Annotated in this window: 8 protein-coding genes; 1 reads left to right on the forward strand and 7 read right to left on the reverse strand. The window is 74.5% G+C overall.

The features are described 5' to 3' along the window. The 7 genes from ACWENR_RS21960 to ACWENR_RS21990 all read right to left on the reverse strand — a co-directional run. Nucleotides 1-1,992: type I polyketide synthase (locus ACWENR_RS21960; protein ID WP_452278847.1), on the reverse strand; the 1,992-nt coding region annotated here is incomplete at its 3' end. After that, nucleotides 1,970-5,284 carry a non-ribosomal peptide synthetase gene (locus tag ACWENR_RS21965; RefSeq protein ID WP_452278848.1) on the reverse strand — a complete coding sequence of 1,105 codons (3,315 nt, stop codon included), beginning with the start codon at nucleotides 5,282-5,284 and terminating at the stop codon, nucleotides 1,970-1,972. The genes ACWENR_RS21965 and ACWENR_RS21960, both read right to left, overlap by 23 nt. Continuing rightward, nucleotides 5,281-8,334: a type I polyketide synthase gene (locus ACWENR_RS21970; protein WP_452278849.1), complete on the reverse strand. Its 3,054-nt coding sequence runs from the start codon at nucleotides 8,332-8,334 to the stop codon at nucleotides 5,281-5,283. The genes ACWENR_RS21965 and ACWENR_RS21970 overlap by 4 nt, the downstream gene beginning before the upstream one ends. Further along, entirely contained in the window at nucleotides 8,331-11,825 is a 3,495-nt protein-coding gene (locus ACWENR_RS21975) for a non-ribosomal peptide synthetase (RefSeq protein ID WP_452278850.1), read from the reverse strand. The genes ACWENR_RS21970 and ACWENR_RS21975 overlap by 4 nt, the downstream gene beginning before the upstream one ends. A gap of 32 nt (nucleotides 11,826-11,857) precedes the next feature. Next, entirely contained in the window at nucleotides 11,858-13,492 is a 1,635-nt protein-coding gene (locus tag ACWENR_RS21980) for a PhpK family radical SAM P-methyltransferase (protein WP_452278851.1), read from the reverse strand. Nucleotides 13,493-13,572: 80 nt separating this feature from the next. Then, nucleotides 13,573-14,328: a thioesterase II family protein gene (locus tag ACWENR_RS21985; protein ID WP_452278852.1), complete on the reverse strand. Its 756-nt coding sequence runs from the start codon at nucleotides 14,326-14,328 to the stop codon at nucleotides 13,573-13,575. A 21-nt stretch (nucleotides 14,329-14,349) separates the two neighbouring features. After that, nucleotides 14,350-15,153, reverse strand: a complete 804-nt coding sequence (locus ACWENR_RS21990; protein WP_452278853.1) for an SDR family NAD(P)-dependent oxidoreductase — start codon at nucleotides 15,151-15,153, stop codon at nucleotides 14,350-14,352. A gap of 986 nt (nucleotides 15,154-16,139) precedes the next feature. On the opposite strand from ACWENR_RS21990, the gene ACWENR_RS21995 reads away from it, so the two are divergent. Beyond that, nucleotides 16,140-19,522: type I polyketide synthase (locus tag ACWENR_RS21995; RefSeq protein WP_452278854.1), on the forward strand; the 3,383-nt coding region annotated here is incomplete at its 3' end.

Raw genomic sequence — 19,522 nt, forward strand, 5'->3', positions numbered from 1 at the left:
GGCGACGGTGTCGTTGGCGTCGGCGAGGTCGAAGACGCCGGCCAGGCAGGCGGCCACGTACTCGCCGCCGCTGTGGCCGAGCATCGCGTCGGGGCGCACGCCCCACGACTCCCACAGCCGGGCCAGCGCGTACTCGACGGCGAACAGGGCGGTGGTCACCCCGGCGGACGTGCCGAGGAACTCCTGCACGGCCCGGTCGCCGTCGGGGGCGCGGACCACGTCGCGCAGGTCGAAGCCGAGCCGGGCGGCGGCCAGGTCGGCGCAGCGGTCCAGGTGCTCGGCGAAGACCGGCTCGTCGGCGTAGAGCTGCCGGCCCATGCCGACGTACTGGCTGCCGCCGCCGGGAAAGAGGAAGGCGACCCTGCGGCCGGGGCGGAAGTCGACGGCTGCGCCCGGCGGGGTGTTCAGCGCCGCGGCGGCCTGGGTGGCGTCACGACACACCACCGCCCGCCGACGCTCGAAATGCCGCCGACCCACCTGCAACGTGAACGCCACATCCGCCAAACCCACCCCACCGCCAGCCAACACCCCACCAACCCGACGACCCACCTCCACCAAAGCCGACGGCGTACGCCCCGACACCACCACCACCTGCCAACCCCGCACCACACCACCACCACCCGAACTCACCCCAGGCGGCTGCTCCAACACCACATGCGCATTCGTCCCACCAACCCCCAACGCCGACACACCAGCCCGCCGCACCCCCACCAACGGCCACGACACCAACTCACCATTCACAAAAAACGGAGACGACTCCAACGCCAACTTCGGATTCGCCTCACGAAAATGCACCGTCGGCGGCACCACACCCTCCCGCACCGCCAACACCGCCTTCACAAAACCCGCCACCCCCGCCGCCGCATCCAAATGCCCCACATTCGTCTTCACCGACCCCAACGCACAAAACCCCACCCCATCCGCATCCACCCGAAACGCCCGCGTCAACCCCGCAACCTCAATCGGATCCCCCAACGGAGTCCCCGTCCCATGCGCCTCCACAAAACCCACCGACGACGCCGACACCCCCGCCACCGCCAACGCATCCGCCACCACCTGCGCCTGACCCACCGCCGACGGCGCCGTAAAACCCGCCTTACCACCACCGTCGTTGTTCACCGCCGAACCCCGCACCACCGCATGCACCACATCCCCCGCCACCACCGCATCCGCCAACCGCCGCAACACCACGACACCCACGCCGCTGCCGCCGACGATCCCGCTCGCGTTGCGGTCGAACGCGCGGCAGTGCCCGTCCGGGGACAGGCCGGTGCCCTCGCGGTAGACGTGGCCGACGTTCTCCGGGATCTTCACCCCGACGCCGCCGGCCAGGGCCATGTCGCACTCCCCCGCCAGCAGCGACTGGCACGCCTGGTGGATCGCCACCAGGCCCGTCGAGCACGCGGTCTGGATGGTCATCGCCGGGCCGTGCAGATCCAGCTTGTACGCCACCCGGGTGGCCAGGAAGTCGTCGTTGGAGCTGATCATCATGGGCAGGTAGTCGAGGTAGAACGCCTGCGCCAGCGCGGGATTGCGCATGATGTTGTAGAGCGAGTACGTGTTCATGGACTGGCCGGCGTATACGCCGATGCGGCCCGGGAAACGCGCCGGGTCGTACGCGGCGTCCTCCAGCGCCTCCCACGCGCACTCCAGGAACAGCCGGTGCTGCGGATCCGTCATCTCCGCCTCGTGGGCGTTGAACCCGAAGAACTCCGCGTCGAACAACTCCACGCCGTCCAACCGCGCCTTCGCCGGCACGTAACTCGGATGCGAGTACACCGACTCCGGCACCCCCGCCGCCGCCAACTCCTCCGGCGAGAAGAACGTCACCGACTCCACCCCGGCACACAGATTCCGCCAGAACTCCGCGACGTTCGACGCCCCCGGAAAACGACCCGCCAGGCCGACCACCGCCAGGGCGTTCTCCAGTTCCTCGGGCAGTTCCGCGGCGGTGGTGCCCGGGTTGGTCTCAGCGGTTCGGGCCGGCGTCATGGGCTTCCCCTCTCGGTGGCTGGTGGATGGCCGGGCCGGTTCGTGGCCGGAGCCGGTGGGCGGACCGCCGTCGGCGGCCGTACTCCACGTCGATCGCCGGTGCGGGCCCGGTCGGCGCGGCGGCGGTCGGACCCGCCGCCGCGTCGAGGTACGTGGCCAGCCCGACGATGGTCGGGAACTCGAAGACGGTCAGCAGCGCCAGGTCCACGCCGAACCGGTCGGCGAGGGTGCGCTGGAGTTCGACCGCGAGCAGCGAGTGGCCGCCCGCGTCGAAGAAGTTCTCGTGCGGGCCGCAGTCGCGGCCCAGCAGGTCGCGCCACACCTCGGCGACCCGGCGGGCGGTGGCGCCCAGCGGCGCGCCCGGGCCGGCGGCGCCCGCCGTCAGGTCCGTGCCCGGCGTCTGCGCCAGAGCCCGCCGGTCCACCTTGCCGTTGCTGTTCAGCGGCAGCGCCGGCAGGGCGACGTACCGGGCGGGGACCATGTACGCCGGCAGCGTCGCCGCGCACCACGACCGCAGCTCGGCGGCGTCCGGCGCGGCGTCGCCCCGCCCCACCAGGTAGGCCACCAGGTGCCGGCGGACCGGGTCGGCACCCTCCAGCAGGACCGCCACGTCGGCGACCGACCGGTGCCGGCGCAGCGTCGCCTCGATCTCGCCCAGCTCGATGCGGTAGCCGCGCAGCTTCACCTGGTTGTCGGTGCGGCCGAGGTACTGGACGACCCCGTCCGGGCGCAGCCGCACCACGTCCCCGGTCCGGTAGAGCCGGGCTCCGGGCGGGCCGTACGGGTCGGGCACGAAGCGGGCGGCGGTGGTGGCCGGCGCGCCGAGGTATCCGTGGGCCACCCCGGCGCCGCCGACGTACAGCTCGCCCGGCACCCCGGGCGGCACCGGTTCGCCCGCGGCGTCCAGCACGTACAGCCGGGTGTTGGGGGTGGGTCGGCCGATCGGGGTCGGCCGTTCGCCGCGCCGGACCCGGTGGCCGGCCGCCCACACCGTGGTCTCGGTGGGGCCGTACATGTTCCAGACCTCGGGGCACCGGTCGAGCAGCTGCTCGGCGAGTTCCGGGGTGAGGGCCTCCGCGGTGGAGACCGCCAGCCGCAGGTCGCCGCCGTCCCAGCCGGCGCCGACAAGCAGCCGCCAGGTCGAGGGCGTGCCGTCGAGCACGGTCGCCCGGTGCTCCCGGACGAGCCGGAGCAGGCTGTCGCCCTGGCGTACGTCGTCCTCGGTGGCGAGCACCACGTGCGCGCCGACGGTGAGGGGGGCGAGGACCTCGTAGAGCGCGATGTCGAAGCAGATGGTGCTGACCGCGAGGACCACGTCGGACGGCAGCAGGCCGGGGCGGGTGCGGACGCCGACCAGGAAGTCGACAACCGCCCGGTGCGGCACCAGCACGCCCTTCGGCCGCCCCGTCGAGCCGGAGGTGTGCAGCAGGTAGGCCGGCGCCTCCGGGTCCACCCGGGGCAGCGGGGCGTCGGGCGTCGGGTCGTCGGCCGGGGCGTACGGCGGGCAGGTCCGCCGGCCGGGGAAGCGGTCGGCCCACCCGTCGGCGGTGACCACCAGCTCGGCGGCGGCGTCGTCCAGCAGGCCGGCGTGCCGGCTCGCCGGGTGCGCCGGGTCGAGGGGCAGGTACGCCGCCCCGCAGCGCAGCACCGCCAGCAGGGCCACCACGAGGTCGGCGCCCCGGGGCAGGCAGACCCCGACCAGGCGACCCGGGCCGGCGCCGGCGGCGCGCAGCCGGTGGGCCAGCCGCTCCGCCCGCTCGTCCAGTTCGCGGTAGGTGTGCGCGCGCCCGCCGCAGGTCAGCGCGACCGCGTCCGGGGTACGGGCGGCCTGCGCCGTCACCAGGTCGTGCACGCAGCCGGTGGGCACCGGCACGGCGGTGTCGTTCCAGTCGACGGTGACCCGGCGGTGCTGTTCGGCGTCGAGCAGCGGCAGCCGGGCCACCGGCCGGTCCGGGTCGGCCACGGCGTGCCGCAGCGCGACGACGAACTGGTCGGCCAGCCCGCGGACGGTGTCGGCGTCGAAGAGGTCCGTGGCGTACTCGACGATGCAGAAGACGGCGTCGTCGCCGGTGCGGTGGGCGTAGAACGACAGGTCGAACTGGGAGTTGCCGCTGTGCTGCGGGATCGGCGTGACGACCAGCCCGCCGGTGCGGAACGGCCGCATCGGCTCGTCCTGCCAGCTGAACAGGGTCTGGAAGACGGGGTGCCGGCTCAGGTCGCGGACCGGGTGCAGCGCGTCGACCAGCATCTCGAACGGCACGTCCTGGTGGGCGAAGTCCGCGGACAGGTCGGCGCGTACCCGGTCGAGCAGCTGCCGGAAGGTCGGCTCCCCGTCGAGCCGGGTGCGCAGGGCCAGGGTGTTGGCGAAGAAGCCGAACAGGTGCTCCAGCTCGGCGCGGGTGCGGTTGGCCACGGGCGTGCCGATCACCAGGTCCCGCTGGCCGGACCAGCGCGACAGCACCACCGCGAAGACGGCCAGGCCCAGCATGAACGGGCTGACCTGCTCGGCGCGGCCGAACCGTTGCAGCGCGGCGGCCACGTCGGCGGGCAGGTCCAGGCGCAGGGTGGCGCCGCGATGGCTCTGCACGGCGGGCCGGGGCCGGTCGGTGGGCAGGTCCAGCACCAGCGGCGCGCCGGCCAGCCGCTCCCGCCAGTACCCGAGCTGCCGCTCCAGGACCGGCCCGGTCAGGTACGAGCGCTGCCAGGCCGCGAAGTCCGGGTACTGCAACGGCAGGTGGGGCAGCCGCGGCGGCCGGTCCGCCAGCAGCGCGGCGTAGCCCTCCGCCAGCTCCCGCGCCAGCACGCCCCCGGACCAGCCGTCGGCGATGATGTGGTGCATCGTCACCAGCAGCACGTGCTCGTCGGCGGCGAGGCGGACCAGCAGCGTACGGATCAGCGGGCGGCGCAGGTCGAAGGGTTCCCGGGCGCGGGCGGCGATCGTCTCGTCGAGCCTCGCCGGCCGCCGGTCGTCGGGCACCGCCGTGAGGTCCAGCGTCTCGATCGGGGTGTCGTCGACCGGCTCGACCACCTGGACCGGCTCGTCGCCGTCGTCGTGGACGGTGGTCCGCAGCGCCTCGTGCCGGGTGCGGATCAGGCGCAGCGCGCGGTCCAGCGCCGCGACGTCGAGCGGGCCGGCGAGCCGCAGCGCGATCGCCATGTTGTGCACGCCGGCGTCGGCGCCCGTCAGCCGGTCCAGGAACCACAGCCGGCGCTGCTGGAACGACAGCGGGGCGGGCCGCCCGGGCGGCCGGAGCGGGATCGAGGTGGCGGCGGCGCCGCGCGTCGCCGTCATCGCCCCGCCTCCGGGGCCGTCTCGCTGATCAGGCGTTCCGCGTCGGAGTCGGAGAGCCCCTCCAGCTCGGCGAGGAGCCGGTCCTGGAGCAGGTCTGCCTGCTGGGCGACGGTGCGACGGGCGAAGGCCTCCGCGACGCTGATCGGCACCTGGAAGGTGTCCTGGAGGCGGGCCACCAGCCGGCCGGTCAGCAGCGAGTCCCCGCCCAGCAGCAGGAAGTCGTCGAAGACGCCGATCTCCCGGTAGCCGAGCAGTTCCCGCCACGCCTGCGCGACGGTCTCCTCGATGTCGGTGCGCGGTGGTTCGTACTCCGTGGGCAGGTCGGGCCGGTCGTGCTTCGGGCCGGCCGCCGCCGGCGCCTCCCGCTCGGCGGGCGCCGACCCGTTGAGCAGGCTGTAGCGGCGGCGCTCGAACGGGTAGGTCGGCAGGGGCACCCGGCGCCGCTGCTCACCGGCGGAGAAGGCGGCCCAGTCGATCGCCGCGCCGGCCAGCCAGAGCCGGGCCAGCGCGCCGAGCAGCGTCTCGTTCTCGTCCTGCTCCGGCGACGCGGGCAGGGAGGCCACGATGGACGTGGTGGTCTCGGCGCCGGCGGCCCGGCTCATCGCCAGGGCCATGGTGCCGAGCGCGTGCCCCGGCCCGACCTCCAGGAAGGCGGCGTCCGGGAGGGCGGCGGCGGTGCGCAGGTTGTCGCCGAACCGGACGGTGGCCCGCAGGTGGCGCACCCAGTAGCCGGGGTCGGTGGCCTCGGCGGCGGTGAGCCAGCCGCCGGTGACGTTGGAGCCGACCCGCGCCTGCGGGGGCCGCAGCGTGACGGTGGCCATGTGCGCCGCGAACTCGCCCAGCAGCGGGTCGAGCATCCGGGTGTGCGCGGCCTGGCGCACCCGCACCAGCTTGGCGCGGACCCCGTCGGCGTCCAGGGCCGCCCGGGCGGCCTCGACGGCGGCGGCCGGGCCGGAGAGCACGGTCTGCTCGGGCCCGTTGACGGCCGCGACGTCGAGGTCGTCGCCCGCGTACCGGGCGGCGTCGGGCTCGGCGAGGTTGACCGCGAGCATGGCGCCCTCGGGCAGCCGGTCGATGAGCTGGCCGCGCAGGGCGACGGTGTCGATGGCGTCGGCGAGGTCGAAGACGCCGGCCAGGCAGGCGGCGACGTACTCGCCGCTGCTGTGGCCGAGCATGGCCTCCGGGCGCACGCCCCACGACTCCCACAGCCGGGCCAGCGCGTACTCGACGGCGAACAGGGCGGTCAGCCGGCCCGCCGTGGTGTCGAGGATCTCCGCCGCCCGGGGGTCGCCGTCGGCGGCGAGCACCGCCTCGCGCAGGTCGTAGCCGAGGCGGGCGGCGGCCAGGTCGGCGCAGCGGTCCAGGTGCTCGGCGAAGACCGGCTCGGCGGCGTGCAGTTGGCGGCCCATGCCGACGTACTGGCTGCCGCCGCCGGGGAAGAGGAACACGAGCGCGGGCGGCAGGTCGCCGGCCCGGCCGGTCAGCAGCCGCTCCGGGTCCGCCCCGGTCAGGGCCGCGGCGGCCTGGGTGGCGTCACGACACACCACCGCCCGCCGACGCTCGAAATGCCGCCGACCCACCTGCAACGTGAACGCCACATCCGCCAAACCCACCCCACCGCCAGCCAACACCCCACCAACCCGACGACCCACCTCCACCAAAGCCGACGGCGTACGCCCCGACACCACCACCACCTGCCAACCCCGCACCACACCACCACCACCCGAACTCACCCCAGGCGGCTGCTCCAACACCACATGCGCATTCGTCCCACCAACCCCCAACGCCGACACACCAGCCCGCCGCACCCCCACCAACGGCCACGACACCAACTCACCATTCACAAAAAACGGAGACGACTCCAACGCCAACTTCGGATTCGCCTCACGAAAATGCACCGTCGGCGGCACCACACCCTCCCGCACCGCCAACACCGCCTTCACAAAACCCGCCACCCCCGCCGCCGCATCCAAATGCCCCACATTCGTCTTCACCGACCCCAACGCACAAAACCCCACCCCATCCGCATCCACCCGAAACGCCCGCGTCAACCCCGCAACCTCAATCGGATCCCCCAACGGAGTCCCCGTCCCATGCGCCTCCACAAAACCCACCGACGACGCCGACACCCCCGCCACCGCCAACGCATCCGCCACCACCTGCGCCTGACCCACCGCCGACGGCGCCGTAAAACCCGCCTTACCACCACCGTCGTTGTTCACCGCCGAACCCCGCACCACCGCATGCACCACATCCCCCGCCACCACCGCATCCGCCAACCGCCGCAACACCACGACGGCCAGTCCGCTGCCGTTGACGGTGCCGGCGGCCGCTCGGTCGAAGGCGCGGCAGTGCCCGTCCGGGGAGAGCGCCATGCCGTCCTGGTGGCGGTAGCCCTCGGCGTCCTCGGCCCGGACGCCGACGCCGCCGGCCAGCGCCATGTCGCACTCCCCGGCCAGCAGCGCCTGGCAGGCCTGGTGGATCGCCACCAGCGAGGTCGAGCAGGCCGACTGGACGGTCATCGCCGGGCCGCGCAGATCGAACTTGTACGCCACCCGGGTGGCGAGGAAGTCCTTCTCGTTGGCCATGAGCGCGCTCATGTCGGAGATCAGGGTCGGGTCGGCGGCCACCGCGCGGAGCAGATACGAATTGACCGAGCTGCCGGCGTACACGCCGATCCGGCCCGGAAAACGCGCCGGGTCGTACGCCGCGTCCTCCAACGCCTCCCACGCACACTCCAGGAACAACCGGTGCTGCGGATCCGTCAACTCCGCCTCGTGGGCGCTGAACCCGAAGAACTCCGCGTCGAACAACTCCACGCCGTCCAACCGCGCCTTCGCCGGCACATAACTCGGATGCGAGTACACCGACTCCGGCACCCCCGCCGCCGCCAACTCCTCCGGCGAGAAGAACGTCACCGACTCCACCCCGGCACACAGGTTCCGCCAGAACTCCGCGACGTTCGACGCCCCCGGAAAACGACCCGCCATTCCGACCACCGCCAGGGCGTTGTCGAACTGCTCGTCGAGGTGCGCGGGCAACTCGGTCATCGGTCGGTCCCTTCCGCGAGGCGGCGCTGTTCGTGCGCCTGTCGACGACGTGCCAGGCCGCCGCGCAGCGCGGCCCGGCGGCGCTGCGCGTAGCCGTCCGACGCCCCCGGTTCCGGCTTCCCGGCCGGCTCCGGCGTGGCCCGGATGCGGTCCAGGTGGGCCGCGAGCGAGGCCACGGTCGGGAACTGGAACAGGTCGACCACGTTCAGCTCGACGCCGAGCCGCTCGGCGAGTTGCTGGCGGGCGCGCAGCGCCAGGAACGAGTGGCCCCCGAGGTCGAAGAAGTTGTCGGTGCGGCCCAGCGGCGGAACGTCGAGCACGAGGGCCCACACCTCGGCGACGGCGCGCTCGGTGGCGCCGACCGGCGGCTCGGCGGTGCTCTCCTGGCGCAGCGGCCGGCCGTCGCGCCAGGACAGCCGCTCCCGGTCGAGCTTGCCGTTGGTGGTGGCGGGCAGGGCGTCCACCACGGCGAGGACCGCCGGCACCATGTAGCCCGGCAGGTGCCGGCGGGCCACGTTCCGCACCTCCTCGTACGTCGGCTCCGGGCCGTCGGCGAGGACGAGCAGCGCGGCGAGGTCGCGGCGGTCCGGACCGTCGCCCCGGACGACGACGGCGGCCTCCCGGACGGCGGGATGGGTCACCAGCACCGCCTCGATCTCGCTCGGCTCGACCCGGAATCCGCGCACCTTGAGCTGGCTGTCGAGCCGGCCGAGGAAGTCCAGCCGCCCGTCGGGCAGCCAGCGGACGAGGTCGCCGGTGCGGTACAGCCGGCCGCCCGGCGTGCCGCCGAAGGGATCGGGGACGAAGCGTTCGGCGGTGCGGCGGGGGTCCCGCAGGTAGCCCCGGGCGACCTGGAGCCCGCCGAGGCAGAGCTCCCCCGGCACGCCGACCGGCACCGGGCGCCCGGCCCCGTCGAGCACGTAGGTGGTGACGTTGGCGATGGCGCGCCCGATCGGGGGCGCGTGCACCACCGGCCCGTCCTGGGCGGGCACCGGGTCGGCCGTCGCCACCACGGTGTTCTCCGTCGGGCCGTAGTGGTTGACCAGCCGGGCGCCGAGGCCGGGCGGGGGCGTCCGGGTCAGCGCGTCGCCCCCGGTGAGCAGCAGCCGCAGCGCCGAGCCGGTCACCGCCGGCTCCGCCAGGACCGCCTCGGCGACGGTGGTGGGCAGGAAGGTCACCGTGATCGCCTCGTCGACCAGCCATTTCGCCAGCCGGTCGGGCGCGACCCGGACCGGCTCGGGCGGCACGTGCAGCGCCGCGCCGCCAGCCAGCGCCGCCCAGAGCTCCCAGGTGCAGGCGTCGAAGCCGGGGCTGGCCACGAGGGTGGCCCGGTCCTGCGGCCCGACCCGGTAGGCGTCGAGGTGCCAGTGCACCAGGTTGGCCAGCCCGCCGTGGGTGACCTCCACCCCCTTCGGGCGCCCGCTGGAGCCGGAGGTGTAGATGACGTACGCGACCTCCCGTGGGTCCGGCTCGGCCGGAGCGGCCACCGCGGCGGCCGCCCCGGCGTCGGCGGTGGCGGCGACGACCTCGGCGGCGGCGGCGATCTCAGCGGCGGCGTCAGCGGTGGCGGTGGCGGCGACGTCGAGCACCGCGGTGCGGGTCGCCGCGAACCGGCCGGTCAGTTCCTCGCCGGTCAGCACCGCGCAGGCCGCGCTGTCGGCCAGCGTGAAGGTGAGCCGGTCCGGCGGGTACCCGGGGTCGAGCGGCACGTACGCCGCGCCCGCCTTGAGCACGGCGAGGAAGGCGGTCACCAGCTCGGGGCCCCGCTCCAGGCAGACGGCCACCGGCCGGCCGGGCCCCGCGCCGACGGCCCGCAGCCGGGCGGCGAGGACGTCGGCGCGCCGGTCCAGTTCCCCGTACGTCAGGGTCCTGCCGTCGGCCCGCACGGCGGGCGAGTCCGGCGCGGACCGGGCCCGCCGCGCCACCAGGTGGTGCACCGGCACGGTCGGGTAGTCCCGGACCCGGCCGCTCCACCGGCGCACGATCCGGTCCTCCTCCTCGGGGTCGAGCAGCGCCGCCGCCGACAGGCGCCGGTCCGGCCGGCCGCAGAGGGAGCCGAGGATCGCCCGGTACTGCGCCATCAGCTGCGCGACGCGCTCGCCGTCGAACAGCTCGGTGCTGAACTCGAACTCGCAGTCGATGTGCGTGTCGCCCTCGAACGCCATCACGGAGAGGTCGAACTTCGACACCTCGCCGACCATGTCGAGCAGCTCCACCGCCAGCGGGCCGACGTGCAGCCGCTCGAACGGGGGAAGGTTCTTCATCGCGAAGACGATCTGGAACAGCGGGTGGCGGGCCGGGTCCCGGACCGGGCGCAGCCGCTCCACCAGCAGCTCGAACGGGGCCTCGTGGTGGGTCTGGGCGTCCAGCACGACGTCGCGCACCCGGGCCACCAGGTCGGCGAAGGTGGGATCGCCGGAGACGTCGGTACGCAGCACGACGGTGTTGACCAGCAGGCTGACCAGCGGCTCCAGCTCGACCCGGTCCCGGCCGGCGACGGGCGTGCCGAGCACCACGTCGGACTGGCCGGTCTGCCGGTGCAGCAGCGCGACGAAGCCGGCCAGGAGCACCATGAACGGCGAGGCCGCGTACCGCCGGGCGGTGGCCCGGACCTGGTCGGTCAGCTCGGCGTCGAGGCGCACCGTGCGCCGGCCGCCCCGCCAGCCCAGCACCTCGGGGCGGATCCGGTCGGGGGCGAGTTCGGTGGCCGAGGCGCCGGCGAGGCGCCGCTCCCACCACGCCAACTGGTCGTCGAGTTCGCCGGCGCGGACGCGGTGGTGCTGCCACCGGGCGTGCCCGGCCGGGTCGACGGGCGGCCGGGCGGGCGCCGTCCCGTGCCCGGTCGCCGCCGCGTAGCAGCGGACCAGGTCGTTGACCAGGACGCTGAGCGACCAGCCGTCGACGACGATGTGGTGCAGGTCGAGGAAGAGCCGGTGGTCGTGCTCGCCGAGCCGGAACAGCCGGGTCCGCAGCAGCGGTCCGTGTCGCAGGTCGAACGGGGGCTGACGCTCGGCGGCGACCGCGTCGCGTACCCGGGCCTCCCGCTGGTCGGCCGGCAGGTCGGCCAGGTCGGTCACGTCGAGCCGGGCGGCGGGCGCGGCCACCACCCGCTGCACCGGTTCGCCGTCGACGTCGTCGAACACGGTGCGCAGGGCGGGATGGAGGGCCACCAGCCGGCCCAGGGCGTCCCGCAGGGCGTCCACCGACAGCGGCCCGGTCAGCCGCAGCACCGCCGGGACGTGGTAGGCGGGGCTGTCCGGCTGGAACTGGTGCAGGAACCACAGCCGGCGCTGCGCGAACGAGACGGGGGCCGGGGCGGCCGGGTCCGGCGGGGGCGCGGCGGCCGCGAACCGCCGCGGGCCGTCGGCGGCCGACGCGTCGTCGGGAAGGGCTGCGGAGTCGTCCGTCGGGTCGCTGGCGAGGAACTCGGCCCCGGCCGCCAGCCGGCTGGCCAGCCGGGCCCGGGCCGCGTCGGAAGGTGTTCGGCGCACGGTACCGCTTTCTGCTGGGACGGACGGGACGGTCAGCTCACCGGCGACGGCGCCGGGCCCGGGGGGTTCACCGCCTCGAACTGGCTCGCCCGACGCAGCCGGTCGAGCAGCTCCGGCTGGGCGGCGCTGCCGCCGGGGTGGCGCAGCTGGTCGGCCAGGACGCCGTTGAAGGCGCGGACGAAGTCCTTGACCTGCCCGCCGGACATGCCCTTGCGTTGCAGGTAGAAGGTGCTCCACTGCTCGAACCCGAACTGCGGGAGCCAGACGGAGCTGGTCACGTCGACGAAGAGGTCGTCGATGATCTGGGCGGCGGTGGACCAGTCCATCGTGCGGTGGCTCCAGTTGAACGCCTCGCCCCTGATGCCCAGCTCGTCGCGGCGCTGGTAGATCGGGGTGACCGGGTCGCAGTACCAGAGCTGGGCCCGGAAGTAGTCGGGTCGGCCCTGGTCGAGCAGGCTGACGGTCTCGGCGACGGTCTCCTCCGTCTCGCCGGGGAATCCGACGATCAGCGAGGCGTACGTCGAGATGCCGTGCTCGTTGAAGGCCGCCAGCGCGTCGAGGTAGTCGGCCCGGCGGGCGGTCTTGTTCATCTGCTTGAGCAGCACGTCGCTGCCCGACTCGATGCCCAGGAAGACGCCCTCGCAGCCGGCCTCCTTCATCAGCTCGATGGTCGCCCGGTCGCCGTGGTCGCTGCGGTAGAAGCAGTTCCACTTGAAGCCGTAGTCCTTGTCGATCATCATCCGGAGGATGTCCCGGAACCGGTTCTTCGGGACGTTGAAGGTGTCGTCGATGAACGTCACGGTGTTGACCGAGGGCAGCTTGCGGATGTTGTCCAGCTCCCGCTCGACGTGGGTGACGTCGAGGTAGGTGTACTTGCCGGCGCGCTGCGGGAAGCCGCAGAAGGCGCAGGAGAACGGGCAGGACTTCGCCGTCCGCGTGGTGACGAACTCGTTGAACGCGTCCGGGCCGAAGACCTGGTAGTCGACCAGCTCGGTGAGCGGGTTCGACTCGATCTCGGTGCGGGTGTGGACGAAGTCGCCGTCCGCGCGGTAGGCCAGGTTCGGCACGTCGCCCGGGTCGGTGCCGGAGCGCAGCGCCAACGCCAGCCGGGCGAGGGCCAGCTCGCCCTCCCGGCCGGTGACGTAGTAGTCGGCGCCGAGGTATTCCATCATCGCGTCCAGGTCGGGGCGCTTCAGCGCGGCCACCTGGTTGGTGATGAACGGCCCGCCGACCACGATGGACACCTTCGGGTTGTGCCGGCGCACGAACTCGACGATCTCGATGATCGGCTGCGGCGAGACGTACAGCGTGGTGGTGATCGCGACGAGGCGGACGTCGCCGGCCAGCTTCTCCCGCAGCGCCTCGCGCTGGTGCTGGAAGAGGTTGACGAAGTCGACGCTCAGCCCCCGCCGGGCCAGGAAGCTGCCCAGCACCGTGACCACCGGCCAGAGGAAGTCGGCGTTGTGGAAGTAGGGCTTCGGCGCGCCCGGCGGGCTCTCGCGCAGGTGGCTCAGCGCGTCCAGCGCGCGCAGCGGCCGCCCGTCGAGGTCGATGTACGCCAGGCGCAGGTCGCGGAACGCGCCGGAGTCGGTTCCCATCAGGCGCACGTCGCTGACGTAGCTGGCGAAGTCGACGTCGTTGAAGCCGACGATCAGGCAGTCTGTCATGTGCCGCTCCGTTCCGGGCAGGAAGACCGGGGACCTCGTCGCCCGTTGCCGGGCCGGTCGAGTTGGCGCACCGCCGGGTGCTACCGGGGTTCGGCCGCCAGGTCGGCGGCGATGGCTCGCACCACCCCGGCGGGGTCGGTGACGTGGAAGAAGTGGTCGCCCCGCACGCTGTGGCCGCGGTAGCCGCGCGACGTCATCCGCTGCCAGCCGGCCATCGCCGCCGCCGTGGCGATCGGGTCCTCGGTGCCGGCGAAGCCGAGGATCGGCACGTCGACCGGGCCGTGCACGGCCTCGGCGTAGCGGTCGATCCAGCCGAAGTCGGCGCGCAGCACCGGGATGAGCAGGGCGGCCAGCGCCGGGTGGTGCAGGATCTCGGCCGGCGTGCCGCCCATCCCGACGACCTCGCGCAGGAACTCCTCGTCGTCGAGGCCGAGCAGCCGCCGGGCGAGCGCCGGCAGGTCGTCCGGGGGCCGGGATCCGCCGACGACGAGCCGGCGGGGCAGGGTGGCGCCGCGCCGCTGGAGCTCCGCGACGACGGCGTGCCCGACGAGGGCGCCGAAGCTGTGGCCGTACAGCGCGTACGGCCGGGTCTCGTCGGCCAGCACGTCGGCGACCTCGGTGACGTCGAAGGCGGGCGGCTCGTCGACCCGGCTCTCCCGGCCCGGCGGTTGCAGGGGGCGTACCGCGATGCCGGGCGCGGCGGCGGGGATCCAGGCCCGGTAGGCCGTCGCCCCGGCCCCGGAGTGGGGCAGGCAGTACAGCGCGACCGGCGCCTCGGGGGCGTCGGGGAAGAGGAACCACCGCTGTCGTCGGTCCGCCGAGTAGTGGACAGTCACCATTGATCCTTCCGCGGAAGCTCAGTTGACGACGGCGATCGCGCCGCCGTCGACGCGGTGGTTGGCCCCGTTGACGAAGCCCGCGAGGGGGCTGGCGAGGAAGACGACCAGCGCCGCCACGTCGTCGGGGGTGCCGAGGCGGCCGGTGGGGTTGTCGATCGACCCGGCGAGCACCCGCTGCTCGATGTCGGACCAGTCGGTGCCCCAGCCCTGGTCGGCGGCGAGACCCCGGACGTACGCCTCGACGCGGGGCGTGACGATGACGCCGGGGCTGACGGTGTTGACGGTGATGCCGGTGCGGTCCAGCGCCCGGGCCAGGCCGGTCGTGAGGTTGACCAGCCCCGCCTTGGTCGTCGAGTACGCCACCGAGCCCGCCTGCGGCTGGGTGGCGGCCCCGCTGGCGATCTGGACGAGGCGCCCCCAGCCCCGGCGCCGCATGCCGGGGACGAGGGCCCGGGCGAGGCGCGCCGGCGTCACGACGTTGAGCTCGTGCAGGCGCCGCCAGTCCTCCTCCGTGGTGTCGTCCCACGGCCGGTCCAGGCCGGTGGCGGCGCAGTTGACCAGGATGTCCACGCCGCCGAGGTGGCGCTCGGCGGCGGCCGCCAGCCGCTGCGGGCCGTCCGGGTCGAGCAGGTCCACCGCGATCGGTTCCGCGTCGCCGCCCCTGGCCCGGATGCCCTGCGCCACCGACTCGGTCGCCGGGACGGAGCGACCGTGCACGACGACGGCCACGCCCTCGTCGGCGAGCATCTCGGCGATCCGCGCCCCGATACCGGACGACGATCCGGTGACGAGCGCCCGCCGGCCGTCCAACCCAAGATTCACTGGTTCCCCCCGTGACATGGTTCGAACGCCGCACCCCCCGCGGGGCGGCCCTGTCGCGCCTGAACGGCCCGAGCTGCGGCGACCGGCTCAGCCGCGCCCGCGCCGGCCCGGCGACCGGGCGGTCGAGGCACCGCGGCAGGCGGTCGCCCGCCGGCGGGCGTGGTGGTCACGCGTCCGGTCGACAGCACGGATCAGCACTGGAATGCCCCCGTTCCCCCAGGTCGCCTCGCCCGCCGCGGCCCGCCTCGGCGAGGCGTGCGACAACGGCGCGTCCCGACCCCCCGGCCGGCCGCCGGGGGCACTACGGCGCATTTCCGCCAACCCCGTCGGGACCCGGGAAGCACATCACGCGGCTCGGTCGCAGTCAATCCCTACTAATCAGTTCAGGGGGCGTCGGCGCAGGTATTCGCGCGGACGATTCCGGCAATTAACGAACCTTTGGAAGCGGTTCATTAACGCGCCTAGCTGCAGTTCCGCGACAGATCGTGACGATGGTCACGCCCGGGCTCGGCGCGGGCGGCCCGGTCCCGCATCCGGCGCAACTTCCACGCGCGCAGCCGCCGCAAAAGCCCATGAAAGGGACGGCAGTTGCCCAAATCTGGCGCTTCGGGTGACGAGGTGATCACGGGTGGACACATACCAGCCGGTATGCAAGGATCCAGGAAACGCTTGCTAATCGAACGAGATCATTCGGAGGCAGGCAGGCCACAATCGATCTCGCTTGTGCCGACTCCCCCGGGCCACGCCTCGGGGTTCACACTTAATAACTGGCAACCAGACCTGGCGGGCCGCCCGTGCGCGGCCACTGCGGCAGATCGCCGCAGCGCCACTGGCCGCCGACTTCCAAAACGTCCGCCGCAGCACTATGCGCATTGGCGGACGTCGCCGCCGACGGCGCCCTTTTCGAGTACGACCGCGCGTCCGCCCGCCACGAGTGGACCGGGCGCGGGACGGGGGACGGGATGAGGAAAGGATCCGGGCACTCCATGGACATCGCGATCGTGGGCATGGCCTGCGCGTTTCCCGGCGCCTCCGACGCGGCCGCCTTCTGGGCCAACGTCGTCGCCGGCACCGACGCCGTGGTGGAGGTCGACCCCGGGCGGTGGAGCGTGGAGCGCTACCACTCGGCCGACGATCCCCGCCCGGGTGAGCGCAGCCCGTCCCGCTGGGGCGGCTTCCTGGCCCCGGTGCCGTTCGACCCGGTGGCACACGGCGTGCCGCCCGCCGCGCTCGGCAGCATCGATCCCGCCCAGTTGCTCGCCCTCGTCACCGCCGAACGCGCGCTGGCCGACGCCGGGTACGCCGACCGGCCCTTCCCCCGGGCGCAGACCTCGGTGATCTTCGGTGCCGAGCCCGGCGCCGACCTCGCCACGGCGTACGGGATGCGCGCGCTGCTGCCGACCTACTTCGCCGACCCGCCGGCCGCGCTCGACGCCCACCTGCCCCGCCTCACCGAGGACTCCTTCCCCGGCATCCTGGGCAACGTCATCGCGGGCCGCATCGCCAACCGGCTCGACCTCGGCGGGGTCAACTACACGGTCGACGCGGCCTGCGCCTCCTCGCTCGCCGCCGTCGACCTGGCCTGCAAGGAGCTGGCCGCCGGCACGAGCGACATGGTGCTGTGCGGCGCCGTGGACGTGCACAACGGGGTGCACGACTACCTGCTCTTCGGCTCGGTGCAGGCGCTGTCGCCCACCGGCCGGTGCCGCACCTTCGACGAGTCCGCCGACGGCATCGTGATCAGCGAGGGCGTCGCCTGCCTCGTACTCAAGCGGCTGGCCGACGCGGAACGCGACGGGGACCGGATCCACGCGGTCGTCGCCGGCGTCGGCGGCGCCAGCGACGGCCGGGGCATGGGGCTCACCGCGCCCCGCGCCCAGGGCCAGCGGCACGCGGTCGAGCGGGCGCTGCGGGCCGCGGGCGTGACGCCCGGCGAGATCGGCCTGGTCGAGGCCCACGGCACGGGCACCGTCGTCGGCGACCGCACCGAGCTGTCCGCCCTGTCCGAGCTGTTCACCGCCGACGGCGCCGGCCCAGCCACCTGCTCGCTGGGCTCGGTGAAGTCGCTGATCGGGCACACCAAGTGCGCCGCCGGCATGGCCGGCCTGATCAAGGCCGTCCGGGCGGTGCAGACCGGGATCCGCCCGCCCACCGGGCACCTGACCCGCCCCAACGCCTACTGGGACGCCGCGGCCAGCCCGTTCGCCTTCGACGGCGCCGCCCGGCCCTGGCTCGCTCCCCCGGCCCGGCGCGCCGCCGGGGTCAGCGCGTTCGGCTTCGGCGGCACCAACTTCCACGCCGTGGTCCGGGCGCACCCCAGCACCGCCGATCCCGACCAGGCGTGGGACCGCTGGCCGGCGGAGCTGTTCCTGCTCCGCGCGGCAGACGAGGCGACGACCGGGGAGGCGGCGAGGGCCCTGGCCGCACTGGCCGCCGACGCGCCGCCCGGGGACGGGGCGCTGCACGCCCTCGCCCTCGACTGGTTCGGCCGTACCCGCGACGACGACCGGCCGGTCCGCGCCGCCGTCGTGGCCGGCAGCCTCGACGAGCTGCGGGAGCGGCTGCGGCTGGTCGCCGAGGGCACCGCCGACCCCGGGGCGGGGGTCTACCTGGCCGGCCCCGGCCCGGTGGAGCCACCCGTCGTGGCCCTGGTCTTCCCCGGGCAGGGCAGCCAGCGCCCGGGCATGCTGGCCGACCTCTTCGCGGCCTTCCCCGCGATGCGCGCCGACCTCTACGACGACCCGGCGCTGGCCGCCGCGATGTTCCCACCCACCTCGTTCGACGAGGCGACCGCGGCGGCCCGGGCGGCCACGCTCGCCGACACGCGAAACGCCCAGCCCGCGCTCGGCGTCGCCGAGGTCGCGCTGCTGGAGCTGCTCGACTCCCTCGGGGTCCGGCCCGACCTGCTCGGCGGGCACAGCTACGGCGAGCTCGTCGCCCTGCACGCCGCCGGCGTCCTGTCCCGGCCCGACCTGCTGCGGCTGACCGCCGCCCGGGCCGCCGCGATGCACGCGGCCGGCGGGCGGGGCGGCGCCATGGCGGCCGTCTCCGCCGGCGCCGACGAGGTCGCCGCCGCCCTGGCCCGGGCCGGGCTCGACGACACGGTGGTGATCGCCAACCACAACGCCCCGGAACAGGTGGTGATCGCCGGCCCCGAGGCGGCGGTGGCGAGCGCGGTCACCGGGCTGCGCGCGCAGGGCCGCTCTGCCACCACGCTCGGCGTCTCCTGCGCCTTCCACAGCCCGGCGATGGCCGACGCCACCGAGGAGTTCGCCGCCGCCCTCGCCGGCTGCCCGGTACGCCCGCCCGCGCGCCCCGTCTGGGCGAACGCCTCCGGGGAGCGCTACCCCGACGCGCCGGCGGAGATCCGCGCCCTGCTCGCCGGGCAGCTCGCCGCCCCGGTGCGGTTCCTGACCCAGATCGAGGACATGTACGCCGCCGGGGCCCGCGTCTTCGTCGAGGTGGGGCCCGGCCGGGTGCTCAGCCGGATGATCGGCCGGATCCTCGGCGACCGGCCGCACCGGGCGGTCAGCTGCGACGCGCCGAACGAGCCGGGCCTGCCCCGCCTGCTGCACGCCCTCGCGGAGCTGGCCGTCGCCGGCGTGCCGGTGGATCCGGCCCGCCTCTTCGCCGGGTCGCGGGCCACCGCGGCCGTCGCACCCGCCGCCACCGGCTGGACGGTGGACGGGCACCTGGTCCGGGGCCCGGACGGCAACCCGGTCCCCAACGGCCTGCGCCCCGCCGACGAGGCCCCCCGACTGGCCACGACCGGCAGCGCCGACGCCGAGGACCCCAGGCAGGCCGCCGTGCTGGAGTTCCTGCGCAACAGCCGGGAGCTCGTCGAGGCCCAGCGCGAGATCATGCTCGGCTACCTGGGCCGCGAACCCGAGCCGCGACGGTCCGCGCCCGACCCCACGCCGATCCCCGCCGCGCCGTCGCCGTCCGTCGCCGCGCCCGCCCGCACCGAGGCGCCCGACCCCGCCCCGAGCAGCGTCCTCGGCCTCGCCGTCGACCTGCTGAGCGAGCGGACGGGCTACCCCGCGCAGCTGCTCGCCCCCACCATCGACCTGGAGGCCGACCTCGGCATCGACTCGATCAAACGGACCGAGCTGGCCGAGACGCTGCTGCGCCGGTTGGCGGTGCCGCGACCGGAGACCCGCCTGTCCGCCCTCGTCGGCGCCCGTACGATCGCCGACCTGGTGGCGCAGCTCCCCCCGCTCGACCCCGCCCCGACCGGCGCGGCCGCGACACCGGCCGACGGCCCGACGACCGACCAGGGCGGCCCGACGACCGACCGGGGCGCCGGGCTCGGTCCTGGCGGTGAACTCCTCGCTCTCCCGGGACACCGCCGCGCCGCCGGCCGCCACCC

Source organism: Micromonospora sp. NPDC004336, assembly GCF_053602615.1.